The following is a 26,621-nucleotide window of genomic DNA, read 5'->3' on the forward strand; positions in this document are numbered from 1 at the left end:
GATCGCTGCGGAGCGGCCCTTATTCCGAGCCACCCAGGCGCGGCGGTGGCATGGCATCGTCTATGGCGATGACCCGCGCCTCCGATGGCAGCATGATCGGAATGCCGTCCCGCACCGGATAGGCAAGCTTTGCCACCCGCGAGACAAGCTCGCCGCGCTCCGGATCCCAGGCAAGCGGCCCCTTGGTCAGCGGGCAGGCCAGCAGTTCCAGCAGCTTGGGATCGACAGTCCTGTTCCCGTCACGTCCATCCGCCATTCGATCCGTCCTTCCACAAGGCAACCGCTTCGGGGTTTCGCGCGCGGACTTCCCTTCTCCCCTTGTAGGAGAAGGTGGCCGAGCGAATCTCGGTCGGATGAGGGGTGTTCCAGCTTGGCACCGACGGCACTCCGTCCAGCACCCCTCAACCGTCTCGGCGCTACGCGCCGATCCACCTTCTCCCACAAGGGGAGAAGGCAAGAGCCTACTGCAAACTCGAACCGAAATCCTCATTGTCGCGCGCCAGCGCCATTTCGGTGATGGCGATCAGCGTTTCGGCACGTGTCTTTAGATCGGCCGCTTCGAGCAGCGCCTGTTTCTCGGCCGGCCCGTAGGGCGCCATCATCGACAGCGCGTTGACCAGCATGGCGTTTTCGGCGCGGCTGACGCTTTCCCAGTCGGCCTCCAGATCGTTGGCCTGCAGATAGGCGCGAAACGCTTTGAGCAGCGCCGGCCGGTCGATCTCGGCTTCCGCCTGGTCGTCGTCGAGATCGGTGAGAAAGGGTGCCAACCGGCACTGGCGAAACGGCGTCCTGACGGTGAGTTCCTGGACAATGCGGAACCGGCACACGCCCTGCAGCGAAATCAGATAACGACCGTCGCCGCTCTCGGACAGCGCGATGATGCGCCCGGCACAGCCGACATTGCAGAGTTCCGGCTCGCCGTCGGGACGCAGCGCACCGTCGAGGCTGGGCTGGATCATGCCGATCAGCCGCGCCCCGGCGATCGCCTCATCGACCATCTGCAGATAGCGCGGCTCGAAGATGTTGAGCGGCATGCGGCCTCCCGGCAGCAGCAATGCGCCCTCAAGCGGAAAGATCGGCATGGTCGACGGTAAGTCCGCAGCGAGTCGGTAATGCGCGTTTCCCGCCTGCACCTCAATCCTCCGATCGCTTCGTCAGGAAGCGCACCAAACCCGTCTCCTCCCGGCCGGCACAAGGCGCGACACCGGAAACCCGAAATCGAATGCCGTCCGAAAACCTAATCTGGCGCAGCCGCCGCCGACCGCAAGCCCGCCGGACAAAACAGTCTGCGCCGGCTCAGGAAAACAGCAGCGACGACAGTTTGCGCCGTGCCGACAGCGTTGCCTCGTCGGTCATGCCCCATGCCTCGAAGAGCTGCAGCAACTGGGTTCTGGCGCCATCGTCGTTCCACGAGCGGTCGGCCTTGATGATCGCCAGCAGATTGTCGGCCGCCGCCATGCGATCACCCTTGGCGTTCTGGATCATCGCAAGCTCGAACCGCGCCTGGTGATCCCCGGGATTTTCGGCCAGCCGCCGTTCCAGTTCCGCCGGATTGCCGAGCACTGCTGCTTGCGCGGCGAGCGCCATCTTGGCGCGCAGCGCGGCGAGCTGCGGCGCATCCTTCTTTGCCTCCGGCGCCCGCGCCAGCATCGCATCGGCACCTTCGGTATCGCCGGCCTCGAACAGCAGATCGCCCAAGCCGGCGATCGCCTCGATCGTCTCCGGCGCCTGTTCCAGGATAGCGTCGTAGATGTCGGCCGCGGTCTGCACGTCACCGGCCTCGCGCGCCTCGGCGGCCGCGGCCAGCGCCTCGGCCACTTGCGGTGCGCCACCATCCTTGCCGCCGACCTTCTGGATGAATTGCGTGATCTGGCTCTCGGGAATGGCGCCCATGAAGCCGTCGACCGGCTGGCCGTCCTTGAAGGCAATGACCGCCGGTATCGACTGGATGCCGAGCTGGCCGGCGATCGATGGATGGTCGTCGATGTTCATCTTGACCAGCTTGACCTTGCCGCCGGCGGCTTTCACCGCCTTTTCCAGCAGCGGGGTCAATTGCTTGCAGGGGCCGCACCATGGCGCCCAGAAATCGACCAGCACCGGCTGGCGGCGCGATTCCTGGATGACGTCGGCGGCAAATCCAGCGGTCGTGGTGTCCTTGATGACGTCGGCCGGCACCTCCGCAAGTGCGACCTTCTCACGCGCGGCATCGGTGCCGCCATACTGCACGGTGGTGGCATACTGACCGCCATTGCTGCCAAATGGGCGGCCAAAGGGGTTGCTATCGCTCATCTCGTCGCCCTTTCGGTCGCGCCGCCGGCCAAGGGACAGGCGCAACATCCTTCTTCAGAACCCGGTTTCAGTCACCCATGTGGCGATCATGCCGAGACTTTCAAGATAACAGCATCATGTCCGGTTGCCTCGACGAATTTGACCAGGTCCGTGGCGGCGATGGAAGTCGTCGCCTCATTGGTCAGCGGGTGGGCGTTGACCACAGCATGGCTCATCAGCTCCTCGTCGAGAACGACCTTGACCCTTCGCTCCGTGTCGTTGATCAGCCCGAAAACGGTGACCGCGCCCGGGACGACGCCGAGAAGCTCCATCAGCATCTCCGGCCGGCCGAAAGACACGCGGCCCGCGGCGCCGATCAGATGATGGATCTGCTTTAGATCGACCACCGCCTCCTCGCCGACGCTGACCAGGAAGAAATTATCTTTCTTGTCCTTGAGGAACAGGTTCTTGGTGTGGCCGCCGGCAATCTCGCCGCGCAGCACCTGCGAATCGGCGACAGTGAACAGCGGCGGATGCCGCTGTGTCGATACCTCGATCCCGAGTCCGGCAAGAAAGGCGAAAAGGTCGGCTTCGGTCTTCGGCATCGGTCTTTCTTCTGATGGCCCGCTTTCAACGGCTTGTTCGGCCTACGCCGTTTACGGCCAATGATGCGGCCAAGACAAGCCCGTCGCGCAATGCAGGGGTGATTGCCTTGCGACGTGTCGCGGGACGGCTTGTCCGCATTGCCGGCGAAGCAAAAAGCCTGCGAATTCCCTGTTGCAATCGCCGCGCTCTTCAGCCATATAGGCGCGGCTTGCGGCCCGAAAGCCGCGCGAGCGGGTGTAGCTCAGGGGTAGAGCACAACCTTGCCAAGGTTGGGGTCGAGCGTTCGAATCGCTTCACCCGCTCCAGTTTCTCTCCAGGGAAATCAAGCATCGAAAAGCCGCGGTCCGCCGCGGCTTTTTCGCATTTGGGCGGCACAGGACGCACTTGCCAGCAGGCGCTGCGGTCGCGCCAAGTACGCTGCAGATAGAATTCAGGACTTTTGCGTGTCGTCCTCGGACCAAGGTCCGTCTTGCAGAATGCTCTATTTGAACGGAACTTGTTGGACCGCGGGCTCCACTTTGGAAAGTCCTCACGTTTCTCACTGGAACCCATCCTGGCGGGAGGGCCACTCGAAGGAGGAATTATGAAAACGCGCACCTATCTATTCGCAGCGGCGGCCGCTCTCACCCTTGTCGCGTCTCCGGTCCTCGCTGCCCCCGGCGGCAATGGCGGCGGGAACGGCAATGGCGGCAGCCACGGCAACGGCGGAAACTCGGCTGGGGCCGGCTCGCAGGGACACGGAGCCGCCACCTCGGCCGCGGCCAAGGACAAGTCGACGACCGGAGTTGCTCATGCAATGGCGGTCGTTGCCACGACACCGGCCTCACCGCAGGCCACCCTGGCCTTGCAGGCAGCGCTGGATAGGAAGGCCGCGAAAGACGCGGCAAACACTGCCGACGACACCTCTGACGAAACCGAGTAAGCATTCGAAACTGACAACTTGTCGCGTTGAAAGCCGTGGTTCGCCGCGGCTTTTTTTCGTTTCCCCGCCTGGCGTTCGAACTCTCAAGGCCTTTGATGCATGTCGCGCAAAACTGTGCAGCGGTTTTGCGACACCGACATGCATGAAACAAGAACCTGAAGCGCGTCGCATGAGGCCGGTCGAACGCAACGCGCTTTTAGGGTCGGCAGGTCAACAGCGCTTCCAGAAAAAAGCTGCTCCACAGCGGCACTGAAGCTACGCTGAGGCCAAACGCCGCCGCATCGGCGTCGGATTCGATTGCATGCGAGGAGATCCCGTGACCGGCTTTGTCGACCGAGAACGCGCAACAGACCTGATGCAGCGTGCCAATATCGAGGCATTGGTGCTTTGCGAGCCTGAGGCATTCCAATATGCCACCGGCGCCTGGATCGGCCCGGCCGGCCTGTTCCGCCGGGCCGGCGCCGGTTTCGTGGTCATCCCGAGACGAGACGACCTGCCGATCGGCGTAGTGGTTGCCGATTTCCAGGCTGCCCAGCTCCGGGCAGCGGTGGCGGATGCCGTGGTGCGCACGCATCCGATCTGGATCGAATCCGCGTCGCTTGAGCCGGCGACGGCCGGCCGGCCCGTTGCGCAGCGCATCGAGGCCGGCCTGGTTGGCCGCGCCCCCGGTTTTGCACGTCCAGCGACCTTTGAGCTTGCCCGCTCTGTCCGCGAGCTGAAGACGATGCTCGCCGAATTCGGGCTGGAGCGTGCAACGCTCGGCATCGAGCTGGATTTTGTCTCGGCCAGCGATTTGTCCGCGATGCAGGCGATGTTGCCCGGCACGGCCCTGGTCAACGGCTCGCCGATCCTCGACAGGCTGCGGGCAATCAAATCGCAAAGCGAGATCGACCTTCTGCAGCAGGGCATCGTCCTGTCGGAAGCCGGCCTGTCGCGGCTGCAGCAGCATGCAGCGGTCGGCATGCGTCAGTCGGATCTGGTCGCGCTCTACCGGCAAGGCATCGCCGATGCAGCCGCCGGGTTATCGCAACAAATCGCGACGGCCGAATACGTCACGCTGGGCGCTCGCCCAAAAAGCGCTGATGCGGTCGCCGCCGCCGGCGATCCGCTGAAGGCCGACATGGTCTGCAGCGTGAACGGCTATGCTTCGGACATGTCGCGGAATTTCACCTTCGGGCCGCCGTCGCCCGAACAGGCCGAATTGCATGCGATAGCCGAACGCGCCTTCGCCGATGGGCTTGCCGCGCTCATGCCCGGAAAGCCGTTCGCCGCCGTTCATCGCGCCGCCAGCGAAAGCCTGGCGCGCCAGGGCCTGCGTTCCTATCGCCGCGGCCATTTCGGCCACAGCGTCGGCCATTCCGTGTTTTCCGAGCAATGGCCGTTCATCTCGGCCGACAGCGATGTCGTGATCGAAGCCGGCATGGTGCTGGCATTCGAGATCCCGCTCTACATCGACGGTCTCGCCAGCTTCAATCTCGAAGACCAGTTCCTGATCACCGCGAACGGGCCGCTGCCGATGAACCGCTTGCCGAGGCGCCTGGAGACTGTAGGCTGAATCCAGCCGGCCCCTTATCTGGCGCCGGCCACGCCCCTGCGGAAATCCGACGGCGACATGCCGGAAAGCTTGCGGAACGACTTGTTGAAGGCGCTGAGCGAGCCGAAACCCGATTCCATGGCGACGCGCAGTACATTGGCATCCTGATGCATCAGCAGCGCCTGCGCGTAGCTGAGGCGCAGCAAATTCACATATTCGTTGAGCGTCATGCCGGTCGATTTCTTGAAGATGCTCATGGCGTATTTGGGATGGATGTCGGCCGCCGCGGCAATGTCGACGCAATCGATCTCGTAGAGGAAATTCTCGGCGATGAAGTCGCACATGCGCCCGACATTGCGCAGCGATTGCTGATCGAAGGGACTGCCTATCTCCTGTTCGACCGGAGTTTCGGGCACGAGCCGGTAAGGCTCGAAGCGCACCCGCTCCAGCCGCAGCAAAAGCTCGTTGACCGCATGCTCGGCCTTCACCGGGTCGCCGGAGCGGGCATAGCGGTTCCAGCGCTCGAAATTGTGGTCGTCCGACCGGTCGGTGGCGTCAGTCACCAGCGTCGCGCCGGTCATCAGCCTGTTGCGGACCTCGATCGGCAAATGCAGCCGGAAGAAATGCACCAGCGGCAGATGCGCGCCGGCATAGATGGCATCGTCGGAGGCTTCGTCCATCTGGTGCGGCAGGCCACCCCAGAACAGACACATGTCGCCAGCAGAGAGCGAAAGCTCGTGCCCGTCCATGCGGTAATGCACGGCCCCGCGCACGATGAAATTCACCTCGACCTGGGCATGCCAATGCGGCTTGAGCATCACCAGGGGCTGGGTGTGGAACATCTGCAGCAGCAGCGGCAGGCCCTCTACGCTGCTGGCGCCAGGCTGGTAAAACGGCCTTTCCGGCATCTTACTTTCCGCTCATTTCTTATTCCCTTTGTCGCGGACAAGGCTTTCCCGAGGCCTAGTCTAGCCACGCTCGCAAACAGAGAGCAACTGAAATGGGAGGATTTCAATGCGCATAAAATCGACCTGCGCCGCGCTCGCGCTTGCCTTGGGCTCCAGCCCGGCCTTTGCGCAGTCCGGTGAAATCACGATCTGGAGCTGGAATATCGCCGCTTCGTCGCTGAAGGCCACCATAGCGGGCTTCAACAAGCAGTTTCCCGACATCAAGGTCACGGTCGAGGACCTCGGCAACCAGCCGACCTACGACAAGTCGATCGCCGGCTGTGCCGCCGGTGGGGAGGGCCTGCCGGACATCGTGACGATCGAGAACGGCGAAGCGGAAAACTACTGGAGCCAGTTCCCGGATTGCTTCGTCGACCTGCACACGCTCGGCTACACCGCGGAAGACCAGGCAAAATTCCCCGACTTCAAGCGCACCGAGCTCGAGGTGGACGACAAGGCCTATGCGATGCCGTGGGATTCGGGGCCGGTGGCGATGTTCTACCGACGCGACTTCTACGAGAAGGCCGGCGTCGATCCGTCCTCGATCAAGACCTGGGACGATTTCATCGCTGCCGCCAAGAAGATCCAGGCCGCCAATCCCGGCGTGACGATGACCAACGCCGATTTCAACGGCGATTCCGAATTCTTCCGCATGATCTCCAACGAGCAGGGCTGCGCCTACTTCTCCGCCGATGGTCAATCGATCACGGTCAACCAGCCCAAATGCGTCGATGCCATGACCAAGATCAAGGAGATGAAGGACGCCGGCATCATTTCCTCTGCCGACTGGAGCACCAAGATCACCAACAACACCGCCGGCAAGGTCGCCACGCAGATGTATGGCGGCTGGTATGAAGGCACTGTGCGCACCGAATCGCCCGATGGGACAGGCAAATGGGGCGTCTATTTGATGCCGAGCCTGACCGCCGACGGTCCGCGCGCCGCCAATCTCGGCGGCTCCTCGCTCGCCATCACCTCGGTGTCGAAGAACAAGGAAGCCGCCTACGCCTATCTGAAATACACGCTAGGGACGAATGAGGGCCAGATCACCATGCTGAAAGGCTTCGGCCTGGTGCCGTCGCTGATTTCGGCGCTCAACGACCCTTATGTCTCCGAGGGCCTGCCCTATTGGGGTGGCCAAGCCGTGTGGAAGGACATCCTCGGCACCCTGCCCAAGGTCGTCCCCAGCCGCGGTACGCCGTTCCAGAGCGACGCCGAAATCATCATCCGCGCGGTGCAGACCAAATATCTGGCCGGGGGCTATCCCGACGCCAAGGCAGCGCTCGACGATGCCGCAAGCCAGATCGCCGCGGCGACCGGCCTGCCGGTCAAGTCGTGATCTGACACGGAATGATCCCAGAGTCAGTTACCGGGCGCTTGCGCTGCCCCTCACCCTTACCCTCTCCCCGTGAAGAACGGGGAGAGGGGGTCACCAGCGTTGCGGCCCAGCCCCTTCTCCCCGTCACTTACGGGGAGAAGGTGCCGGCAGGCGGATGAGGGGCGGCACCGGCCTTCGAACAAGCCGCCGTTTGCGGCGCCGCATCACCTGAAACATCAACACCGCGCGCCCCAGCAGGCGAAAGCAGAAAGGAGGAGAACGATGCGCTACCAGAACGCCACGGCGTATCGCTTCCTTGCGCCCTATCTGCTGATCTTCTCGATCTTCTGGCTGTGGCCGATCATCGATTCCTTCCTGATCTCGTTCCAGGCGACGCGCACCGTGCCGTGGCGGTTCGCGCCGACCTTCAACTGGGGCCGGCTGATCGGCGATCCGGCCTTCTTCAATGCCTTGAAGAACACATTGCTGATCCTTGTCATCCAGGTGCCGGTGATGATTTCGCTAGCGATTGTGATGGCGGTGCTTTTGAACTCGCCGCTGCTCAAGGCGCGTGGCCTGTTCCGCTTTGCCTTCTTCGCGCCGGTCGTGGTCGGCGAGGTCGCCTATTCGGCGGTTTTCCGGCTGATGTTCAATCTGGACTACGGCATCATCAACAAATTGCTGAACAGCATCGGCCTGCCCAACGTCGACTGGTTTACCAACGTCATCCCGGCGATGGCGGTCATCATGATGGCGGTGACGTGGCGCTGGGCCGGCTACAACGCCATCATCCTGCTCGCCGGCCTGCAGTCCATCCCCGAGGATGTTTACGAGGCGGCGACCCTGGACCGGGTCAGCAAGGTCAAACAGTTCTTCTACATCACGCTGCCGCTGCTCAAGCCGATCATCGTGTTCTGCGCCGTGCTGTCGATCATCGGCACCATGCAGCTGTTCACCGAGCCCTTCCTAATCACCGAGCGCGGCGGGCCGGGCGGCGGCACCGAAACGCTCGGGCTGCTGCTTTATCGCCAGGGCTTCCGGTCGCTCAATTTCGGCTACGCTTCGGCCATCGCCTACACCATGGCCGGACTGGCGATTGCCATTTCGCTGGTGCAGATATGGCTGACGAGGGAACCGAAATGACCTCGCGCTCCCCAATCAGCCATTCCCGGGTCGGCCGTTCCCAGGCCAGATTGGGCCGCAGCATCGCGCTGCATCTGTTCCTGACGCCGCTGGCGCTGGTCTGGCTGTTTCCGCTGTGGATGATGGTGGTCTTTTCCACGATGCCCGACAACGGCATCTTCAGCCCCGACATCGAGCTTTTGCCGCACGGCAATTTCCTCGACAATGTCAGCAATCTGCAGCGCGGCACCAATTTCATCGGTGCCATCGGCATCTCCGTCTCGGTGGCGGTGACCTACACCTTCCTGTCGGTGATGCTGACCTCGATGGCCGGCTGGGCGCTGGCGCGTTACAACTTCTTCGGCAAGGGCATGGTCGTCGCCATCATCTTCGGCACCATCACGCTGCCCTATGCGGTCGTGCTGATCCCGCAATTCATCATGGTGGCGCGCGACTTCAAGCTCGCCAACACCTGGGTGGCGCTGATCGTGCCGCCGCTGTTCAATTCGCTGGGCGTGCTCTTCATGCGGCAGAGCTTTTCGATGATGCCGCACGAGCTGTTCGACGCCGCCAAGGTCGAGGGCGTCAAGGAATGGCGGATATTCCTGTTCGTCGCCCTGCCTCTGGCGCGGCCGATGCTGGCGGCGCTCGCCATCATCCTGTTCCTTGCCTCCTGGAACAATTATCTCTGGCCGCTGCTGATCAATTCCAAGCCGGGCGCAATGACCGCGCCGGTGGCGCTCGGCACATTGATCGGTCTCACCAAGGTGTCCTGGGGCGGCATCATGGCGGGCGCGGTGATGCTGACGGCGCCAATGCTCGTCGTGTTCGTGCTTCTGCAGCGCCACTTCGTCGCCGGCATCGCTGCCGGCGCCATCAAGTAAGGATCAGCATGGCGGCAGTCACACTCAAAAACGTCATCAAGCGCTTCGGCGTCTTCGAGATCGTCCACGGCGCCAATATCGATATTGATGACGGCGAATTCGTCGTCTTCGTCGGCCCTTCCGGCTGCGGCAAGTCAACGCTGCTCCGGATGATCGCCGGGCTCGAGGACATCAGCGACGGTGAGATCGCCATTGGCGGCAAGGTGGTGAACGACGTCGAGGCGGCCGATCGCGGCATCGCCATGGTGTTCCAGTCCTACGCGCTCTATCCGCACATGACGGTCGAGCAGAATCTGAGCTTCGGCCTGAGAATGACCGGCAACCCCAAGGCAGATACCGAGCGGCGGGTGAAGCGGGCTTCCGAAATCCTGCGCATCGCCGAGCTGATGAAGCGGCGGCCGCGGCAATTGTCGGGCGGCCAGCGCCAGCGCGTCGCCATCGGCCGCGCCATCGTGCGCGAGCCGCAAGTGTTCCTGTTCGACGAACCGCTCAGCAATCTCGATGCCGAGCTCCGGGTGCAGATGCGCGTCGAGATATCGCGCCTTCACAAGGAGCTTGGCGTTACCATGGTCTATGTGACGCACGACCAGACCGAGGCGATGACGCTGGCCGACAGGATCGTCGTGCTCAACGCCGGTAATATCGAGCAGATCGGCGCGCCGCTCGATCTCTACGACGACCCCGCCAACCGCTTCGTTGCCGGCTTCGTCGGCTCGCCGAAGATGAATTTTCTGGCGGCGAAAGTGGTCGGAACCGACAACAGCGCGGCGATCGTGGAGCTGGTCAACCATCGCGGCGTGCGACTGCGCAAGCCGCTTTCCGATGCCTTGCCTGCGATAGGCGGCGATGTCGTGGTTGGCGTGCGGCCGGAGCATTTCTTCGACGCCGGCCAGGGCGATTGCGACCTTACCCTCAAGGCCGACGTCGCCGAGCACTTGGGATCGGTGAGCTATGTCTATGCCAATTCCGGGACCGGGGGCGGGCGCGAAGAACTGATCATCGAGCGCGAGGCCTCACGGCATCGCGCCAACGGCGACGACCTGGTGGTGTCGATCAAGGCCGACCGCTCGCTTCTCTTCGACGCCACCGGCGCACGCATTCGCTAACCCATCTTTCTTTTGTCCGATCGCGATTGCTCGCGGCCACCCCACGGAGATTTGACATGACTTCCAAACCAGAAAAAATTCGCTGGGGCATTCTCGGGCCCGGCAACATCGCCAAGGCCTTTGCCGGCGGCGTCGCCCATTCGCGCACCGGCACCTTGGTCGCCTTAGGGGCGCGCAATCCCGGCAAGGCCGGGCTCACCGAGGCTTTCCCCGGCGCCCGCATCCTCGACGGCTACGAGGCTTTGCTTGGCGATCCGGATGTCGACGCGATCTATATTTCGACGCCGCATCCGAGCCATGCCGAATGGGCGATCAAGGCAGCCGAGGCCGGAAAGCATGTGCTTTGCGAAAAGCCGCTTGGCCTGACCGCCTTCGAGGCCGACGCGATGATCCATGCGGCGCGCAAGGCCGGCACCTTTCTCGGCGAAGCCTTCATGTACCGGCTGCATCCGCAGACGGCCAAGCTGGTCGAGCTGATCAGTGCCGGTGCGATCGGCGAGATCAAGATGATCAAATCCAGCTTCGGCTTCGCCATGCCGGGCTTCATGCCGGAGCACCGGCTTTACGCCAAGGATCTTGCCGGCGGCGGCATCCTCGATGTCGGCGGCTATCCCGTGTCGATGGCGCGGCTGATTGCCGGCGCCGCGGCGGGAAAGCCCTTCGCCGAGCCGGACAAAGTGGTGGGTACTGCGCATCTCGGCCAATCCGGTGTCGACGAATGGGCGTCGGCGCTGTTGCATTTTCCGGGCGGCATCGTCGCGGAAGTCTCCTGCAGCATCTCGCTCGCTCAGGACAATGTCTTGCGCATTCTCGGCAGCAAAGGCCGCATCGAGGTGGCGGACTTCTGGTATGCCGGCGGCCAGCAAGGCGGCACCGGCGAAATCCGCATCATCCGTCCGGGTAACACCGAGGTGGTCGAGGTCAAGGAGGACGGCTGGCTTTACGCGTTCGAGGTCGACGCCGCCGGCGAGGCCATTCTCGGCGGGAAGCAGGAGTTCGCCTGGCCCGGCATGGGCTGGGCCGACAGTCTCGGCAATCTGCGCGTGCTCGACAAATGGCGTGCCGCGATCGGGCTCGAATACGACATCGAGAAACCGGCAAAGCGCGTCAACACGATCTCCGGACGGAAGCTGCGCTCCGGCGGGACCGCCATCCCCAAGCGCAGCATTCCGGGCCTGCCGCGGCGGGCCTCGTGCCTGGCGCTCGGCTTCGAGGATTTCCGCACCTTTTCGTCGGGCGCCATCCTGCTCGACGCCTATTTCGAGGCCGGCGGCAATCTGTTCGACACGGCCTTCGTCTACGGTTCCGGCTATACCGAGACCCTGCTTGGCCAATGGCTGAAAAACCGCGGCGTGCGCGAGCAATCCGTGGTCATCGGCAAGGGCGCGCACTCGCCGCTCTGCTATCCCGACGTCATCGGCAAGCAGCTCACCCAGTCGCTCGAGCGGCTGCAGACCGACCATATCGACGTTTATTTCATGCACCGCGACAATCCGGACGTGCCGGTCGACGAATTCGTCGATGCGATGGACCGCGAGGTCAAGGCCGGCCGCATCCGCGGTCCGTTCGGCGGCTCGAACTGGACGATGGAACGCATGGACGAGGCGATTGCCTATGCCGAGCGCACCGGCAAGCAGAAGCCCGGCGCGCTTTCCAACAATTTCTCCTTGGCCGAGATGCTGGAGCCGATCTGGGCAGGCTGTGTCACCTCCTCCAGCGACGCGTGGAAGGCCTGGCTCACCGCCCGGCAGATGCCGAATTTCGCCTGGTCGAGCCAGGGCCGCGGCTTCTTCACCGACCGCGCCGGCCGCGACCGGCGCGACAATGAGGAGTTGGTCCGGGTCTGGTACTCGGACAAGAATTTCGGCCGTCGCGACCGTGCCATCGAGCTCGCCAAGCGGCTGGGCAAAAGCCCGATCCACGTCGCGCTCGCCTACGTCCTGGCGCAGCCCTTCCCGTCCGTCCCGCTGATCGGGCCCCGCTCGCTCGACGAATTGGAAGACAGCCTCCAGGCGCTCGACATCTCACTTTCGCCGGACGATCTTGCATGGCTGGATAGCGGTTCGGATCAGGCCCGCGCGCGGGCCTGACAGCAGGGAGAAAGGTTGCTAGAAGATGCGCTATGCGTGACTCGTGGGTTGGAAACGAGCTGATCAGAGTGCTTCTCGAGAACGACTCAGTGCACTTGGAGTTTGCTGGCGTTACCGTCCAACTCTGGACTTTATTCAAGGTGGCCTACGACGGAGGGCCTGACGTCTGGATAAAACCGGATAACCGTAGCGGCGATTTAAGCTTAATCTGGGCTTTGGTCGGAACGCGACTTGTAGAAGTAGCCTTGGAGGACACGGTTCGGGTCAGATTTGACAACGGCACGGAAATCATGGTCCCACCTGGCAACCGCCGAGGAGCCGTTATAACGGGAGTAGATGGCTACGATCCCTTCTGAATTTTGTACTGGCCCTACCGAATTTTGCGCGGCTTCTGGCGCTCTTGGTCGACGAGGAGGATAGATGCTCGACATCTCACCGTCGAAACAGGCGGCCACCTGGCTCGGTTCGTTTGCGCGAGCGCTCGAAGCAGGCGACGTCGAGGCCGCAACCAATCTGTTCGTCGAGGACTGCTACTGGCGCGATCTTTTGACCTTCACCTGGAACATCAAGACGATGGAGGGGGCGGCCGCGATCCGCGAGATGCTGGCGGCGACGCTGGCAACGACAAGGCCTGCTCAATGGCAGCTCAGCGGCGAAGCGACTTCGGACGAAGGCACCATCGAGGCCTGGTTTTCTTTCGAGACGTCATCGGCGTGGGGCCAAGGCATCATGCGCCTCAGGGACGGCAAGTGCCGGACGCTGTTTACGGCGATGACCGATCTCAAGGGGTTTGAAGAGCGCAAGGGCCCGGCGCGGCCTCTGGGCGTCCGCCACAAGGCCGACCCGGAACGCGAGACCTGGCTGGAGGCGAGGCGCCGCGAGGCGCGTGACCTCGGCGCTAGCCGGCAGCCCTATTGCCTGGTCATCGGCGGCGGCCAGGGCGGCATCATGCTGGGGGCGCGGCTCGGGCAGCTCGGCGTGCCGGCCATCGTCATCGAGAAGAACGCCCAGGCCGGCGATTCCTGGCGCAAGCGCTATCGCTCGCTCGTGCTGCACGACCCGGTCTGGTACGACCATCTGCCCTACATCCCGTTTCCCGAGAACTGGCCGGTGTTCACGCCCAAGGACAAGATGGGCGACTGGCTGGAGATGTATACGCGCGTCATGGAGCTCAATTACTGGACCTCCACGACATGCGTCAGTGCCTCCTATGACGAGACCGAAAAGGTCTGGACGGTCGAGCTCGACCGCGCCGGCGAGCGCATCACGCTGAAGCCGAAGCACATCGTCTTCGCGACCGGTGCTTATGGCCCGCCCAGGCGCATCGACCTGCCGGGCGCCGAGGTCTTCAACGGCGAGATCCTGCATTCCAGCCAGTATTCCAGCGGCGAGAAATTCCGCGGCAAAAGGGTCGCCGTCATCGGCGCGGCAAGTTCCGGCCATGACGTCGGCGTCGATCTCTGGGAGAGCGGCGCCGAGGTGACCATGGTCCAGCGGTCGCCGACGACGGTGGTCAAGTCGGACACGCTGATGGAGATCGGCTTCGAGATCTTCTCGGAAAAGGCGCTGGCCCGCGGCATCACCACTGAAAAGGCCGACATGATCGTCGCCTCGACGCCGTTCGCGCTGCTGCCGCAAGGCCAGCGGGCGCTTTACGACGTCATCAAGGCGCGCGATGCTGCCTTCTACGACCGCTTGCGCAGCGCCGGCTTCGCCATCGATTTCGGCGACGACGAGACTGGGCTCCTGATGAAGGCCTACCGCACCGGCTCGGGCTTCTACATCGACGTCGGCGCCTGCGATCTGATCATCGACGGCGAGATCGGCATCCGTAGCGGCGTCGGGATCAAGTCGCTGACGCCGACAGGCATCCTCTTCGACGACGGCACGGAACTGGCGGCCGACGCGATCATCGCCTGCACCGGCTATCTCTCGATGAACGAGACAGTGGCGGCGATCGTTTCGCGCGAAGTCGCCGACAAGGTCGGGCCGTGCTGGGGGATTGGCTCGGGCGTGAAAGGCGACCCGGGTCCGTGGCAAGGCGAGTTGCGCAACATGTGGAAGCCGACAGCGCAGGAAGCGCTGTGGTTCCACGGCGGCAATCTTGCGCTGTCGCGCTTCTATTCAAAATTCGTGGCGCTGCAGATCAAGGCGCGCATGGAAGGCATTCCGACGCCAGTCTATGGAGCGCCGGTGCGATAGGGCTGCCTTTCCCTTCTCCCCTTGTGGGAGAAGGTGGATCGGCGCGTAGCGCCGAGACGGATGAGGGGTGTTGGACGGATCGCCGTGGGTGCCAAGCTGGAGCACCCCTCATCCGTCGCCTTCGGCGACACCTTCTCCCACAAGGGGAGAAGGGGAGCCACATCGCCGTCAATAGTGGCTATGTCCGAAATGCCGGCTCGCCACCTCGACATGCGTGTCGTGCGCATGCGCTTCGAAGCGTTCGGTCTCGCCGAGATCGTCCACCGCCTCGTTCGGCCACCAGGTGCCGCCGACCACGATGCCGGCCGAGACCAGCCTTTGCTCGGCGACCAGCGAGGCGCCGACCGAATCGACAAAGGTGAAGTGGCCTGGACGCAGACGCAGCACCGCGACGTCACCGACCACGCCAATCGCCAGCCTGCCGAGATCTGGCCTGGCGATCGCTTCCGCTGGCCGCTGCGTTGCGGCGCGCAGCACCTCGACCAGTGGCATGCCGAGCGCCAGCAGTTTCGACATGCAGACCAGGATGTCGAAGGCCGGCCCGTCGACGCAGTAGAGATGCACGTCGCTGCTGATCACGTCCGGCGCCAGACCCTCGCTGAGCATCGCTTTGGCCACCTCGAAATCGAACGAGCCCATGCCGTGGCCGATGTCGAAGATGACGCCGCGCTCGCGCGCCAGCCGCATATCCGGCCGCACCGCCCCCGAGGCGAAGACCGGCGCGTTGGGAAACGGCCGGAAGCAGTGGGTGAGGATGTCGCCCTTGCGCAGCCGCGGCAGCACTTCCGAGCGGCCGGGCGGCGGCTCGTCTATATGCGCCATCAGCGGCAGGCCGGCCTTGTCGGCGGCTTCGAGCGCGAGATCGACCGGCGCGATGCCGCTGGTGCCACCGGCATGGCGACCCGAACGGACCTTGACACCGACAACCACGTCCGCGTGCTCGCGCGCCGCCGCCACCGTTTCGCGCGGTTCGCAGAGCCGGAGGTCGCTGCACTCGCCGACCGCCACGGTCTGCGAGAAGCCGAATATGCCGGCAAAGGAAATGTTGACGTAGGCCAGGATGCGGACTTTCGAGCGCTCTATGACGTGGCGGCGAAAGCCGAGGAAATTGCCGGCGCCGGCACTTCCGGCATCGATGAAGGTGGTCGTGCCGCTCTTTGCGGCGAGCCGGTCGGCATCGACGCCGAGCGAGGTGCCGCCCCAATAGACATGGCTGTGCAGGTCGATCAGGCCCGGCGCGACGATGGAGCCCGTGGCGTCGATGACGCGGGCGGCACGCTCGAAGGGGATTTCGGCGTCGATAGCCGCGATACGGCCGTCCACAATCGCCAGATCGCGTTGTGCGTCGAGGCCGGACGCCGGATCGATGAGGCGGCCGCCTTTTATCAGGAGATCGAATTGCATTGCGCCTGTCTCCGCTTTTCCGTCAGGCCGGCCTGTAGGCGACGGCTTCGACCTCGATCTTGATGTCGATCATGAGCCGAGACTCCACCGTCGTGCGTGCCGGCGGGTCTTTCGGGAAATGCCGGGCATAGACGGTGTTGAAGATGCCGAAATCGCGCGCGTCCTCGAGCCAGACCGTGGTCTTGACCACGTCGTCCAGCGTGCAGCCGGCCAGCGCCAGTGCCGCCTTGATGTTCGACAGCACCTGTTCGGTCTGCTCGGCGATGCCGCCCTTGACCACCAGCCCGTCGCTGCCGACCGGCACCTGGCCGGAGACATAGACGAAATCGCCGGCCCTGACCGCCGGCGACAACGGCACATGGGATTTTCCGAAACACTGCTTGGGCAAGGAGGCCTCCTCTGGAAATCTTGCGTGACCGCCCTTATGCCTGCCACCGCGGTTCTCATCCAACATTTTGGAAGCTATATCGCTTTGCTGCGGGAGCGCCAGCTTGGTCACCACGCTCGGTGACCCTTCGCGCCCCCCTCTGTCCTGCCCTCTTTCCCACTACTTGGCATCTCCCCCACTAGGAGGGAGATTGGCCGTCATCACTGATTTCGCCAACCACCGACCTTGCAAAAGGTGCGCTGCCAGCGAAGCTGCCGATCTCCCCCCAAGTGGTCCCCAAGTGGGGGGAGATGCCCGGCAGGGCAGAGGGGGGCGCTGTCCCGCCAGCGTCTTGACCCGCGACGCCAGCCCGCTCAGCGATCGATTCGCGTCGACAGGATGATCGACGACGACGTCCGCTCGACCCCGTCCATGGCGCCGATCTGGTCGAGAAGCGTGTCGAGATCCCTGATCGACGGCGCCTCGACGATGACGATCATGTCGAAATTGCCGCTCACCGAATGCAGCGTCCGCACCGGCGGGAGCGACTGCAGGCTGCGCACCACCTTGTCGGCAAGCTTGGGCGTGACGGTGAGCAGGACATGCGCCCGCACCAGTCCCTGTTCGTAATCCGGCGAAAGCCTGACGCCGTAGCCGGTGATGATGCCGCGCTGCTCCAGCCGCTCGATCCGGCTCTGCACCGTCGTCCGTGAGACGCCCAGCCGCCGCGCCAGTTCGGCGGTCGAGGCGCGTGCATTGATGCGCAGCAGGGAAAGCAGCGCCTGGTCGGCATCACTAAGCATTTCGACGAACCTTGCCGGCGTATTGGTCAAACAGAGACTGCGTTTTGCACAATCCTACTCTTCCTTTCGACAGGCAAGCTGCGATTCTAGCCGTCTATTTAACATTGGTGCGAGGGACCGGTCATGAAGGAAATCATCGTCGTCGGCGCCGGCAAGATCGGCTCGACCATAGCCGAGATGCTGGCTTCCACGGGCGACTATCATGTCACCCTCGCCGACCGCTCGGCCACACAGCTCGGCGCGGCCGAACTGCCGGCCGGCGTAGAGACGCTGGAACTCGACATCGAGGCCGTCGGCACCCTCGAAGCCGCCCTGGCCGGCAAGTTCGCGGTGCTCAGCGCTGCGCCCTTCCATCTGACCACGCGCATCGCCGAAGCGGCGGCCAGCGCCGGCGTGCACTATCTCGATCTGACAGAGGACGTCGGTAGCACCAGGCGCGTCAAGGAATTGGCGCGCTCCGGCAACAGCGCCTTCATCCCGCAATGCGGGCTGGCGCCGGGCTTCATCTCGATCGTCGCCAACGATCTCGCCAGCCGCTTCGACACGCTGGAAAGCGTGCGCATGCGGGTTGGCGCGCTGCCGCAATACCCGTCGAATGCGCTGAACTACAATCTGACCTGGAGCACCGACGGCGTCATCAACGAATATTGCGAGCCTTGTGAGGCGATCGTCGAAGGCGAGCTGGTCGAAGTGCCGCCGCTGGAGGAGCGTGAAGAATTCTCGCTCGACGGCGTCACCTACGAGGCATTCAACACCTCGGGCGGGCTGGGCACGCTGGCCGAAACGCTGAAAGGCAAGGTGCGGACGCTGAACTACCGCACCATCCGCTACCCCGGCCACGCCGCGATCATGAAGGCGCTGCTCAACGACCTCGGCCTGCGCCACCGCCGCGACGTGCTGAAGGACATTTTCGAAAGCGCCCTGCCGGCGACGCTGCAGGACGTCGTCATCGTCTTCGTCACCGTCAGCGGCCGCAAGAATGGCCGCCTGCTGCAGGAGACCTACGCCAACAAGATCTACGCCAGGCGTGTCGGCGATACGGTACGCAGCGCCATCCAGATCACCACTGCCTCCGCCATCTGCGCCGTGCTCGACATGCTGGCCGATGGCACCTTGCCGGCAAAGGGCTTCATCAAGCAGGAGGACATCGCGCTCGACGCCTTCCTGGCCAACCGCTTCGGCCGCGCCTACGCGCAGCACGAGATGGTTAGCCGACTGGCGGGTTGAGCTGCGTAATCTCCCCCCCTTGAGGGGGGAGATGTCGGCGAAGGCGACAGAGGGGGTCGCCTCGCGTAGAGCGCTAACCTCCGACTGTCGTAAGGGAGGTCGAATCCAGTCGAACCGACCCCCTCTGGCCTGCCGGCTATCTCGCCCTCAAGAGGGGAGATCACCCTGCCCTCAAATATGCACCGCCCGCCCGAGCGCCTTCAGCGCCGCTTCCTGAAAACCCTCCCCTTGCGTCGGGTGGGCGTGGATGGTGCCGGCAATGTCCTCCAGACGCGCGCCCATTTCCAGGGCCAGGCCGAAGGCCGTCGACAGTTCCGACACGCCTTGGCCGACCGCCTGGATGCCGAGCACCAGATGGTTGTCGGCGCGGGCAACGACCCGGACAAAGCCCTCCTCACCCATCTTCGTCATCGCCCGGCCATTGGCGGCGAAGGGGAACAATCCGACCTTGATTTCGCCGCCGAGCCCCTTTGCCTCCTCCGGCGACAGGCCTGCGGTGATCAGCTCCGGATCGGTGAAGCAGATAGCGGGAATGCAGCGTTTGTCCCAGCTGCACTTGTGGCCGGCGACGATCTCGGCGACCATTTCGCCTTGCGCCATCGCCCGGTGCGCCAGCATCGGCTCGCCGGTGACGTCGCCAACGGCAAAGATGCCGCGCATCGAGGTGCGGCACTGGTCGTCGATGCGGATGAATTTTCCCGCCATGTCGAGATCGATCTGCTCCAGCCCCCAGTCTTCGACCACCGGCTTGCGCCCGACGGTGACCAGAATCCTGTCGGCAACGATCTTGGCATTCTTGCCGTCCTTCGTCTCGACCAGCAGCGCATCGCCCTTGGTCGACAACCCCTTGGCCTTGGCGCCCACAAGCACCTCGATACCGAGCTCGGCGAGCCGCTTCACGACCGGCCGGGTCAGTTCGGCATCATATTGCGCCAGTACGCGCGGCAAAGCCTCGACCACGGTCACCCTGGCGCCCATCTTCGCGAAGGCGATGCCGAGCTCCAGCCCGATGTAGCCGCCACCGACGACGGCAAGCCTTTCCGGCACTTCGCTCAGCGCCAGCGCTTCGGTGGACGAGATCACCAGGCCACCGAAGGGCAGCGACGGCAATTCGACCGACGCCGAGCCCGTGGCGATCACCACCGTCTCGGCGCGGACCACCTGCATCCCGGTTTCGGTCTGGACCTCGACGGTCTTGCCGTCACGGAATTTCGCCCAGCCGTGCACGGTCTTGACCCCGGCCTTCTTCAACAGGCCGGCAACGCCGCTGTTAAGCCGGCTAACAATGCCGTCCTTCCAGGCGATGGTCGTTTCGAGATCAATCGATGGTGTTGCGATTGAAATGCCGAGCGGGCTCTTGCCGCCGGCCAAGTGCGACGCCTTTTCGAACTCTTCGGCCGCATGGATCAGCGCCTTGGACGGGATGCAGCCGACATTGAGACAGGTGCCGCCCGGTTTACCGAACTCGACGATAACCGTGTCGATGCCAAGCTGCCCGGCGCGGATGGCGCAGACATAGCCGCCGGGACCGGCGCCGATGACGAGCAGCTTGCAGGAGATTTCCTTCATCATGGCACCTTAGTTCGACGAGCCGGCGGGACAGCGCCCCCCTCTGTCATCTCCCCCTCAAGGGGGGAGATTGGCAGCTTTCGCGCTCGGCTTAGTCCTGCAAAGCTGGAGATTGGCGAAAGGCGGGATGACGGCCAATCTCCCCCCTTGAGGGGGAGATGCCCGGTAGGGCAGAGGGGGGCGCGAAGGATCGCTACTGCTCTCATCCTGCGCCCCTGCGATCCTCTGTTCATCTCCTCAATCCACAAAAATCAGCGCTGGCGTTTCCAGCAGCGTCTTGATCCGTTGAATGAACACCGCGACTTCCCAGCCGTCGATGACGCGGTGGTCGAAGCTGGAGGACAGGTTCATCATCTTGCGCGGGATGAACTGGGTGCCGTCCCACACCGGCCGCATCATCATCTTGTTGACGCCGAGGATCGCCACTTCCGGATGATTGATCACAGGCGTCGTCGCCACACCGCCCATGGCCCCGAGCGAAGTGATGGTGATGGTCGATCCAGAGAGCTCGTCGCGCGTCGCCGTGCCGGATTTTGCCGCCTCAGCCAGCCTGACAACCTCGGCTGCGCAATCCCAGATGTCGCGCGCCTCGGCGTGCTTGACCACCGGCACCACCAGCCCCGACGGGGTCTGCGCGGCGATGCCGATATGGACCCCGCCATGCTGGTGGATTATGCCCGCCTCGTCGTCGAACAGCGCGTTGAGGTTTGGCTGGTCGGCGATCGCCTTGACCATCGCCCGCATCAGAAACGGCAGCAGCGTCAGCTTCGGCCTGTCCGCGCCCGGCCGCTTCTCCTTGTTGAGCGCGGCGCGCAAATCCTCGAGCGCGGTGACGTCGATCTCTTCGACATAGGTGATGTGCGGGATGCGCGATTTGGCCAGCGTCATCTTCTCGGCGATCTTTCGCCTGAGCCCGACTATTTTGATATCCTCGACCGCCTCGTTGCGGACAAGCCCGGAGATCTTGGCGGGCCCGGGTCCGCGCGCCAGGAAAGCTTCGATGTCCTCATGCTGGATACGGCCGGCCGGGCCACTCCCCACAATTTGCCGCAGGTCGATGCCGGCCTCTTTCGCCCTGAGGCGGACGGCCGGCGAGGCCAGCGGCTTCTCGCCCTCCGGACGCCGCGCGCCGGAGATCGGCGCAGTACCCCCGCCGGAGGGGAGTTCCGTTGCCGGCTCACTTTCGCGCACAGAAGCGCTTCCTGACGGAGGTGGGACTGGTTTGGCGTCGGCCTTGGGAGCCGAAGCTCGTCCCCCTCCCCCTTGTGGGGGTCCGAAGGACGGGCGAGACCCGTGGCTCGCCCCGGCAAGGTTAGGGGTGGGGGTACGCTTGGCGCCCGCCTCAACGTCCCGTGGCGGCTTGACGTTACCCTCGCCGGCCACCTTCAGGCGCACGATGGGCGAGCCGATCGCCACCGTGTCGCCGATCTCCGCACCCAGCCAGAGGATCTCACCATCGACGGGCGAGGGAATCTCGACCGTTGCCTTGTCGGTCATCACAGCGGCCAGCACGGCGTCCTCGCGCACGAGATCGCCGACCTTGACCTGCCATTCGACCAGCTCGGCCTCGGCGACGCCTTCACCGACATCGGGTAGCTTGATGACATATTCGCCCATCGTCTTCCCCCTCAGGCTTCCATCGTTTCGACGAGCGCGCGGCCTAGCCGCGCAGGACCGGGAAAATAGTCCCACTCCTGCGCATGCGGATAGGGCGTGTCCCAGCCGGTGACCCGCGCCACCGGCGCCTCCAGATGGTGGAAGCAGTTCTCCTGAACCAGCGCCGAAAGTTCGGCGCCGAACCCCGATGTCAGCGTCGCCTCGTGCACGACCACGCAGCGCCCGGTCTTGCTGACCGAGGCGACGATCGTCTCGAGGTCGAGCGGCAGCAGCGTTCTCAGATCGATGATCTCGGCATCGATGCCGGTCTCCTCGGCCGCCGCCTGGGCGACATAGACCATCGTGCCGTAGGCAAGTACGGTGACCGCAGCGCCCTGTCTGCGGATCACCGCCTTGCCGAGCGGCACCGTGTAATGGCCGTCGGCGACTTCGCCAAGCTCGTGTTTCGACCATGGTGTTACCGGCCGCTCGTGATGACCGTCGAAGGGTCCGTTATAAAGCCGCTTCGGTTCCAGGAAGATCACTGGGTCGGGATCCTCTATCGCGGCGATCAGCAAGCCCTTGGCGTCATGCGGGTTCGAGGGCACCACGACTTTCAGCCCGGAGACGTGGGTGAACAGCGCCTCCGGGCTCTGGCTGTGGGTCTGGCCACCAAAAATGCCGCCGCCGGTGGGCATCCTGACCACGATCGGGCAGGTGAAGTCGCCGTTCGATCGATAGCGCAGCCGCGCCGCTTCCGAGACGATCTGGTCATAGGCCGGATAAACATAGTCGGCAAACTGCACCTCGACGCAAGGCTTCAGCCCGTAGGCGGCCATGCCGATGGCCGCGCCGACAATGCCGGATTCGCTGATCGGCGCATCGAAGCAGCGGCTCTTGCCGTATTTCGCCTGCAGGCCTTGCGTACAGCGGAAGACGCCGCCGAAGAAGCCGACATCTTCGCCGAAGACGATGACACGCTCGTCGCGCGCCATCGACACGTCCATGGCGTCGCGGATTGCCTCGATCATGGTCCGTCGCGGCATGGTTAGACTCCCGCCTGCTGGCGCTGGCGCCTGAGGTGCGGCGGCATCTCGGCATAGACGCCCTCGAACATATCGCGCGCCGAGGGCTTGCCGCCGGCATGCAGCGTGCCGTGGCGCTCGGCCTCCCGCTGCGCCGAAATCACCGTGTCGAGGATTTCCGCCTCGGCCTGGGCGTGGCGTTCGTCCGACCAGACGCCGCGCTGGATGAGGTGGTTCTTCAGCCTGACGATCGGGTCGCCGAGCGGCCACGCGTCGGACTCGGCCTTCGGCCGGTAGGCCGACGGGTCATCGGAGCTGGAATGGGCGCCGACGCGGTAAGTGACATATTCGACCAGCGTCGGCCCGAGATTGTTGCGCGCCCGCTCCGCCGCCCATTTGGCCACCGCATGGACGGCGAGATAGTCGTTGCCGTCGACGCGCAGCGACGGGATGCCGAAGCCCAGTCCGCGGGCAGCAAAAGTGCCGGAGCCGCCCCGGGCGATCCCCTGGAAGGTCGAAATCGCCCACTGGTTGTTGACGACGTTGAGCACGACCGGCGCCTTGTAGGTCGAGGCGAACACCAGCGCCGAATGGAAGTCGGACTCGGCGGTCGAGCCGTCGCCGATCCAGGCGGCGGCGATCTTCTGGTCATTGCTGATCGCCGAAGCCATCGCCCAGCCGACCGCCTGGATGTACTGCGTCGCCAGATTGCCGGAGATCGAGAAGAAGCCGTGCTCTTTCGACGAATACATGATCGGCAGCTGCCGGCCCTTCAGCGGATCGGCCTCGTTCGAATAGATCTGGTTCATCATCGTGACCATCGGATAGCCGTCGGCGATGAGCAGGCCGGCCTGCCGATAGGTCGGAAAATTCATGTCGCCCGGCGCCAGCGCCTTGCGGAAGGCGCAGCTCACCGCCTCTTCGCCGAGATGCTGCATGTAGAAGGAGGTCTTGCCCTGGCGCTGCGCCATCTGCATGCGCGCATCGAAGCTGCGCAGCGTCACCATATGGCGCAACCCTTCCAGCAGTTCCTCGTCGGAAAGCAGGCCGGCCCACGGTCCGACCGCCTCGCCGGCGCGGTTGAGCACACGAATGATCGAGAACGCCAGATCGCGGATGGTGCGCGGATCGACGTCGATCTCGGGGCGCGGCACCGAGCCGGCCTTGGGGATGGTCACGTCTGAAAAATCCGGCGTGCCGCCCGGCCGCACCTCCGGCTCCGGAACATGGAAGCGCAACATTCCGGCATCGGCCATGATCTCGGTCCTCCACTGTTGCCCGGCCAAGATATTTGCACACCGCCGGACCAGTGCCAATTCGTCGGGCAGGGCTTCGGTCCTTCGGCTCCCGCCGATGCAGCCTGCAGCGCACAAGATGAAGATGTGTCTGCGAAATTTCTTATCGATGTTGGACGGCAGCACGCAACTTAGCAGAAATTTGCCGACGATTGCCGCAACAGACGATATGTCCCGGGGTGAGCTTGCCTTTGACGAGCCCGCACATCCAGCGATTCAAGTTGCGCCTACCATTCAGGACCTTATCCTGACGGCATCGTTGTGAGAGAGGCGGGAATGCAAGGCAGATCGAGGGCCGTCGTCGCTTTGGCGATTGTAGCTTTTCTGGTTGGATCCGGTCGACCAGCTTTCGCTCAGTCGGACGATTGCATCGGCACGTACTATCGCACGAGGGATGCTGCCTGCATTGACCGGCTTATCACAACCTTGGATCAAGCTCCGTCCAGCGCTGAAAACGGAACGATAACCGGGTTTTTCGCTGCATTGTTCGACGGCTCGCCGGAGATGCGACGAAAACTGCTGGATGGCGTGCCCTCCGATCGCGCGGCTGACCTTTATCTGGCCGCTCTGCACAAGGCTGGTCTCACGGAGCGCGGCGTTTCGCGTCGAGCCGAAAGCTGGAGGATGCAGCATCCCCCGGTGCCATGCCTTTGAAAACGTTGACACCCCTCTTTGTCCCGTTGGACAATGATCTGCTGCTTGGCGCCTATATGGCGACAGGAGACTTGTCCTACATAGATCATATTCTGGAAAATCTTCGAACCAGCCGTGACGGCATCGCGGCGGACGCAATCCGTATCGGCCTTGTTATGGGAAATTCGCGGGTGCGGTGGCTCCAGGTCGCCCCGAGAATATCATGATTGTCGCTGCATGCCGGAAATATGGGTGCCCCAAGAGCCAGGCATCAAAAGACATGATGCGTGTGATGACGGTGGCTTTTTCCAAAACGACTCGCGTTTGGCCGCCATTTTCGCAAGAGAGCAGAACGCCTTCACAAATTATCTGGCCTCAGTGACTTTGTGGTCGGTCGAGAAAGACAAATCGCTTGACGCGGCAATGACGGACTATGAACGCCTCGGTGCTGCCGATACTTCGTTCAAGCCTGATAGCATCCTGCAATCCCCCGAGGACAAGAACTAGCAGGCCGGCGCCTGTGGTTCACCCGGAGCTCTCGCCATGCTAACCACAACACCATGGCACAGAAGAAAGCATACGAGGTCGATTCATGGCTCGCGAAGCCGGATCCGCGCGTCTCGATCGTGCTGCTTTACGGTCCCGATCGCGGGCTGGTTGCCGAGCGGGCAAAGGCCTTTGCCGCCAGGACCGGCCTGCCGCTCGACGATCCGTTCTCGGTGGTCAGGCTGGACGGATCGGAGGTCGATCGCGACGAGGGCCGCCTGCTCGACGAGGCGCGCACCGTGCCGATGTTTTCGGAGCGGCGCCTGCTATGGGTGCGCAACGCCGGCGCTCAGAAGGCGCTTGCCGACGACGTCAGGGCGCTGACCGCCGAGCCGCCGCGCGATGCCATTATCCTGATCGAGGCCGGCGACCTGAAGAAGGGCGTCGGCCTGCGCGCCGTGGTGGAGGCGGCGGACAATGCCATGGCTCTGCCTTGCTACGCCGATGAAGCCAGGGACATTGACACGGTCATCGACGACGAACTGCGCAAGGCTGGCATGTCGATGACGCTGGAGGCGCGGCAGGCGCTGCGCCGCAACCTCGGCGGCGACCGGCTGGCCTCGCGCGGCGAGATCGAAAAGCTGGTGCTTTATGCGCATGGCCAGGCCGAAATCGGCCTCGACGACGTCAAGGCGACATCCGGCGATGTCTCCGGCCTCTCCTTCGATGCGGCCGTCGACGCCCTGCTCGAAGGCAGGATCGCCGACTTCGACAGCGCTTTCACCCGCCATTGCCAGTCCGGCGGCCAGCCCTTCCTGGTGCTTTCATCGGCGATGCGGCAGTTGCAGACGATCCAGGCGATGCGCGGCCTGATGGACGCCGGCGGCCGCAATGCCGCTTCGGTCGTAGCCGCGGCGCGCCCGCCGGTGTTTTTCTCCAGGCGCAAGCTGGTCGAGAAAGCCCTCGAACGCTGGAGCAGCGAGGCGCTCGGCCGCGCCCTGACCCGCTTGCAGACGGCGGTGCTGCAAACGCGCCGGCGGCCCGATCTGTCGATCGCGCTGGCACGCCAGGCGCTGCTCGGCATTGCCGTGGAAAGCGCAAGGCTAGCGCAGCGCACCTGATCTCCCCCCTTGAGGGGCAGGGCTATCGCATATGAGTGATGGCATTGATGAGATAGTCGTCGTTCCAGGCGCATTTCTTGATGCGATGGCTGATGG

General features: G+C 63.9%; 23 protein-coding genes and 1 tRNA gene. 12 read left to right on the plus strand and 12 right to left on the minus strand.

The window, feature by feature from the left end:
* Positions 1-19: 19 nt before the first annotated feature.
* The 4 genes from NKI50_RS25095 to NKI50_RS25110 form a co-directional block, all read right to left on the minus strand.
* Complete coding sequence (locus tag NKI50_RS25095; RefSeq protein ID WP_023720580.1) at positions 20-256, minus strand: Trm112 family protein; 237 nt, start codon at positions 254-256, stop codon at positions 20-22.
* A gap of 205 nt (positions 257-461) precedes the next feature.
* Positions 462-1,133, minus strand: coding sequence for an LON peptidase substrate-binding domain-containing protein (locus NKI50_RS25100; protein ID WP_023720579.1), 672 nt, complete (start codon positions 1,131-1,133; stop codon positions 462-464).
* Between the two features lie 163 nt (positions 1,134-1,296).
* The gene (trxA, locus tag NKI50_RS25105; RefSeq protein ID WP_352481097.1) at positions 1,297-2,289 is read right to left on the minus strand and encodes a thioredoxin; all 993 of its coding nucleotides are present in this window, start codon (positions 2,287-2,289) and stop codon (positions 1,297-1,299) included.
* An 86-nt stretch (positions 2,290-2,375) separates the two neighbouring features.
* Positions 2,376-2,873, minus strand: a complete 498-nt coding sequence (locus tag NKI50_RS25110; protein WP_352516121.1) for a prolyl-tRNA synthetase associated domain-containing protein — start codon at positions 2,871-2,873, stop codon at positions 2,376-2,378.
* A gap of 231 nt (positions 2,874-3,104) precedes the next feature.
* Here NKI50_RS25110 and NKI50_RS25115 point away from each other — a divergent pair.
* From NKI50_RS25115 to NKI50_RS25125, 3 genes are all read left to right on the plus strand, one after another.
* A tRNA-Gly gene (locus NKI50_RS25115) sits at positions 3,105-3,179 on the plus strand.
* Positions 3,180-3,457: 278 nt separating this feature from the next.
* Complete coding sequence (locus NKI50_RS25120) at positions 3,458-3,796, plus strand: hypothetical protein (RefSeq protein WP_023720576.1); 339 nt, start codon at positions 3,458-3,460, stop codon at positions 3,794-3,796.
* A 316-nt stretch (positions 3,797-4,112) separates the two neighbouring features.
* Positions 4,113-5,351: a M24 family metallopeptidase gene (locus NKI50_RS25125; RefSeq protein WP_352496002.1), complete on the plus strand. Its 1,239-nt coding sequence runs from the start codon at positions 4,113-4,115 to the stop codon at positions 5,349-5,351.
* A gap of 14 nt (positions 5,352-5,365) precedes the next feature.
* On the opposite strand, the gene NKI50_RS25130 is transcribed toward NKI50_RS25125, so the two are convergent.
* On the minus strand, positions 5,366-6,238 hold the full coding sequence (locus tag NKI50_RS25130) for a helix-turn-helix domain-containing protein (RefSeq protein ID WP_352481100.1): 873 nt from the start codon (positions 6,236-6,238) through the stop codon (positions 5,366-5,368).
* Between the two features lie 106 nt (positions 6,239-6,344).
* Between NKI50_RS25130 and NKI50_RS25135 the strand changes: the two genes are divergently transcribed.
* The 6 genes from NKI50_RS25135 (at position 6,345) to NKI50_RS25160 (ending at position 14,999) form a co-directional block, all read left to right on the plus strand.
* Positions 6,345-7,616 (plus strand): ABC transporter substrate-binding protein, encoded by a 1,272-nt coding sequence (locus NKI50_RS25135; protein WP_352481101.1) that lies wholly within the window; start codon positions 6,345-6,347, stop codon positions 7,614-7,616.
* A gap of 261 nt (positions 7,617-7,877) precedes the next feature.
* The gene (locus NKI50_RS25140; protein WP_352641083.1) at positions 7,878-8,738 is read left to right on the plus strand and encodes a carbohydrate ABC transporter permease; all 861 of its coding nucleotides are present in this window, start codon (positions 7,878-7,880) and stop codon (positions 8,736-8,738) included.
* On the plus strand, positions 8,735-9,601 hold the full coding sequence (locus NKI50_RS25145; protein ID WP_352481103.1) for a carbohydrate ABC transporter permease: 867 nt from the start codon (positions 8,735-8,737) through the stop codon (positions 9,599-9,601). Before NKI50_RS25140 ends, NKI50_RS25145 begins: the two co-directional genes overlap by 4 nt.
* An 8-nt stretch (positions 9,602-9,609) precedes the next feature.
* Positions 9,610-10,707, plus strand: coding sequence for an ABC transporter ATP-binding protein (locus NKI50_RS25150; protein WP_023720570.1), 1,098 nt, complete (start codon positions 9,610-9,612; stop codon positions 10,705-10,707).
* A gap of 56 nt (positions 10,708-10,763) precedes the next feature.
* On the plus strand, positions 10,764-12,797 hold the full coding sequence (locus NKI50_RS25155; RefSeq protein WP_352641086.1) for an aldo/keto reductase: 2,034 nt from the start codon (positions 10,764-10,766) through the stop codon (positions 12,795-12,797).
* Between the two features lie 420 nt (positions 12,798-13,217).
* Positions 13,218-14,999 carry an NAD(P)-binding domain-containing protein gene (locus tag NKI50_RS25160; RefSeq protein WP_352641088.1) on the plus strand — a complete coding sequence of 594 codons (1,782 nt, stop codon included), beginning with the start codon at positions 13,218-13,220 and terminating at the stop codon, positions 14,997-14,999.
* A 168-nt stretch (positions 15,000-15,167) separates the two neighbouring features.
* On the opposite strand, the gene NKI50_RS25165 is transcribed toward NKI50_RS25160, so the two are convergent.
* From NKI50_RS25165 to NKI50_RS25175, 3 genes are all read right to left on the minus strand, one after another.
* Positions 15,168-16,403: an amidohydrolase/deacetylase family metallohydrolase gene (locus NKI50_RS25165; protein WP_023718737.1), complete on the minus strand. Its 1,236-nt coding sequence runs from the start codon at positions 16,401-16,403 to the stop codon at positions 15,168-15,170.
* Between the two features lie 22 nt (positions 16,404-16,425).
* Positions 16,426-16,791 carry a RidA family protein gene (locus NKI50_RS25170; protein WP_023718738.1) on the minus strand — a complete coding sequence of 122 codons (366 nt, stop codon included), beginning with the start codon at positions 16,789-16,791 and terminating at the stop codon, positions 16,426-16,428.
* A gap of 353 nt (positions 16,792-17,144) precedes the next feature.
* Positions 17,145-17,573 (minus strand): Lrp/AsnC family transcriptional regulator, encoded by a 429-nt coding sequence (locus NKI50_RS25175; RefSeq protein WP_023718739.1) that lies wholly within the window; start codon positions 17,571-17,573, stop codon positions 17,145-17,147.
* A 123-nt stretch (positions 17,574-17,696) separates the two neighbouring features.
* On the opposite strand from NKI50_RS25175, the gene NKI50_RS25180 reads away from it, so the two are divergent.
* Positions 17,697-18,800, plus strand: coding sequence for a saccharopine dehydrogenase family protein (locus NKI50_RS25180; RefSeq protein WP_352641092.1), 1,104 nt, complete (start codon positions 17,697-17,699; stop codon positions 18,798-18,800).
* Between the two features lie 171 nt (positions 18,801-18,971).
* Here the strand turns inward: NKI50_RS25180 and lpdA are convergent, their stop codons facing one another.
* The 4 genes from lpdA to NKI50_RS25200 all read right to left on the minus strand — a co-directional run bounded on the left by lpdA (position 18,972) and on the right by NKI50_RS25200 (position 24,246).
* Complete coding sequence (lpdA, locus tag NKI50_RS25185; RefSeq protein ID WP_023718741.1) at positions 18,972-20,369, minus strand: dihydrolipoyl dehydrogenase; 1,398 nt, start codon at positions 20,367-20,369, stop codon at positions 18,972-18,974.
* Positions 20,370-20,606: 237 nt separating this feature from the next.
* A complete protein-coding gene (locus NKI50_RS25190) occupies positions 20,607-21,986 on the minus strand; it encodes a dihydrolipoamide acetyltransferase family protein (protein ID WP_352641093.1) in 1,380 nt (459 codons plus the stop codon).
* 11 nt (positions 21,987-21,997) lie between these two features.
* A complete protein-coding gene (locus NKI50_RS25195; RefSeq protein ID WP_023718743.1) occupies positions 21,998-23,011 on the minus strand; it encodes an alpha-ketoacid dehydrogenase subunit beta in 1,014 nt (337 codons plus the stop codon).
* A 2-nt stretch (positions 23,012-23,013) separates the two neighbouring features.
* Positions 23,014-24,246 carry a 3-methyl-2-oxobutanoate dehydrogenase (2-methylpropanoyl-transferring) subunit alpha gene (locus NKI50_RS25200; RefSeq protein ID WP_023718744.1) on the minus strand — a complete coding sequence of 411 codons (1,233 nt, stop codon included), beginning with the start codon at positions 24,244-24,246 and terminating at the stop codon, positions 23,014-23,016.
* A gap of 909 nt (positions 24,247-25,155) precedes the next feature.
* On the opposite strand from NKI50_RS25200, the gene NKI50_RS25205 reads away from it, so the two are divergent.
* Together NKI50_RS25205 and holA are read left to right on the plus strand one after the other, a co-directional pair.
* Positions 25,156-25,425 carry a hypothetical protein gene (locus NKI50_RS25205; protein WP_352641096.1) on the plus strand — a complete coding sequence of 90 codons (270 nt, stop codon included), beginning with the start codon at positions 25,156-25,158 and terminating at the stop codon, positions 25,423-25,425.
* A 53-nt stretch (positions 25,426-25,478) separates the two neighbouring features.
* Entirely contained in the window at positions 25,479-26,525 is a 1,047-nt protein-coding gene (holA, locus tag NKI50_RS25210; protein ID WP_352641097.1) for a DNA polymerase III subunit delta, read from the plus strand.
* Positions 26,526-26,621: the final 96 nt, after the last annotated feature.

Source organism: Mesorhizobium sp. M0563, from assembly GCF_040321065.1.
In the GTDB taxonomy this organism is placed as follows: domain Bacteria; phylum Pseudomonadota; class Alphaproteobacteria; order Rhizobiales; family Rhizobiaceae; genus Mesorhizobium.

What these genes read in the sequence shown, in the direction of transcription:
- NKI50_RS25095 (WP_023720580.1), bottom strand. Translation starts at nt 256, where the DNA reads ATGGCGGATGGACGTGACGGGAACAGGACTGTCGATCCCAAGCTGCTG.
- trxA (WP_352481097.1), bottom strand. Translation starts at nt 2,289, where the DNA reads ATGAGCGATAGCAACCCCTTTGGCCGCCCATTTGGCAGCAATGGCGGT.
- NKI50_RS25110 (WP_352516121.1), bottom strand. Translation starts at nt 2,873, where the DNA reads ATGCCGAAGACCGAAGCCGACCTTTTCGCCTTTCTTGCCGGACTCGGG.
- NKI50_RS25120 (WP_023720576.1), top strand. Translation starts at nt 3,458, where the DNA reads ATGAAAACGCGCACCTATCTATTCGCAGCGGCGGCCGCTCTCACCCTT.
- NKI50_RS25130 (WP_352481100.1), bottom strand. Translation starts at nt 6,238, where the DNA reads ATGCCGGAAAGGCCGTTTTACCAGCCTGGCGCCAGCAGCGTAGAGGGC.
- NKI50_RS25135 (WP_352481101.1), top strand. Translation starts at nt 6,345, where the DNA reads ATGCGCATAAAATCGACCTGCGCCGCGCTCGCGCTTGCCTTGGGCTCC.
- NKI50_RS25140 (WP_352641083.1), top strand. Translation starts at nt 7,878, where the DNA reads ATGCGCTACCAGAACGCCACGGCGTATCGCTTCCTTGCGCCCTATCTG.
- NKI50_RS25145 (WP_352481103.1), top strand. Translation starts at nt 8,735, where the DNA reads ATGACCTCGCGCTCCCCAATCAGCCATTCCCGGGTCGGCCGTTCCCAG.
- NKI50_RS25150 (WP_023720570.1), top strand. Translation starts at nt 9,610, where the DNA reads ATGGCGGCAGTCACACTCAAAAACGTCATCAAGCGCTTCGGCGTCTTC.
- NKI50_RS25155 (WP_352641086.1), top strand. Translation starts at nt 10,764, where the DNA reads ATGACTTCCAAACCAGAAAAAATTCGCTGGGGCATTCTCGGGCCCGGC.
- NKI50_RS25160 (WP_352641088.1), top strand. Translation starts at nt 13,218, where the DNA reads ATGCTCGACATCTCACCGTCGAAACAGGCGGCCACCTGGCTCGGTTCG.
- NKI50_RS25165 (WP_023718737.1), bottom strand. Translation starts at nt 16,403, where the DNA reads ATGCAATTCGATCTCCTGATAAAAGGCGGCCGCCTCATCGATCCGGCG.
- NKI50_RS25175 (WP_023718739.1), bottom strand. Translation starts at nt 17,573, where the DNA reads ATGCTTAGTGATGCCGACCAGGCGCTGCTTTCCCTGCTGCGCATCAAT.
- NKI50_RS25180 (WP_352641092.1), top strand. Translation starts at nt 17,697, where the DNA reads ATGAAGGAAATCATCGTCGTCGGCGCCGGCAAGATCGGCTCGACCATA.
- lpdA (WP_023718741.1), bottom strand. Translation starts at nt 20,369, where the DNA reads ATGAAGGAAATCTCCTGCAAGCTGCTCGTCATCGGCGCCGGTCCCGGC.
- NKI50_RS25190 (WP_352641093.1), bottom strand. Translation starts at nt 21,986, where the DNA reads ATGGGCGAATATGTCATCAAGCTACCCGATGTCGGTGAAGGCGTCGCC.
- NKI50_RS25195 (WP_023718743.1), bottom strand. Translation starts at nt 23,011, where the DNA reads ATGCCGCGACGGACCATGATCGAGGCAATCCGCGACGCCATGGACGTG.
- NKI50_RS25200 (WP_023718744.1), bottom strand. Translation starts at nt 24,246, where the DNA reads ATGGCCGATGCCGGAATGTTGCGCTTCCATGTTCCGGAGCCGGAGGTG.
- NKI50_RS25205 (WP_352641096.1), top strand. Translation starts at nt 25,156, where the DNA reads ATGCCGGAAATATGGGTGCCCCAAGAGCCAGGCATCAAAAGACATGAT.
- holA (WP_352641097.1), top strand. Translation starts at nt 25,479, where the DNA reads ATGGCACAGAAGAAAGCATACGAGGTCGATTCATGGCTCGCGAAGCCG.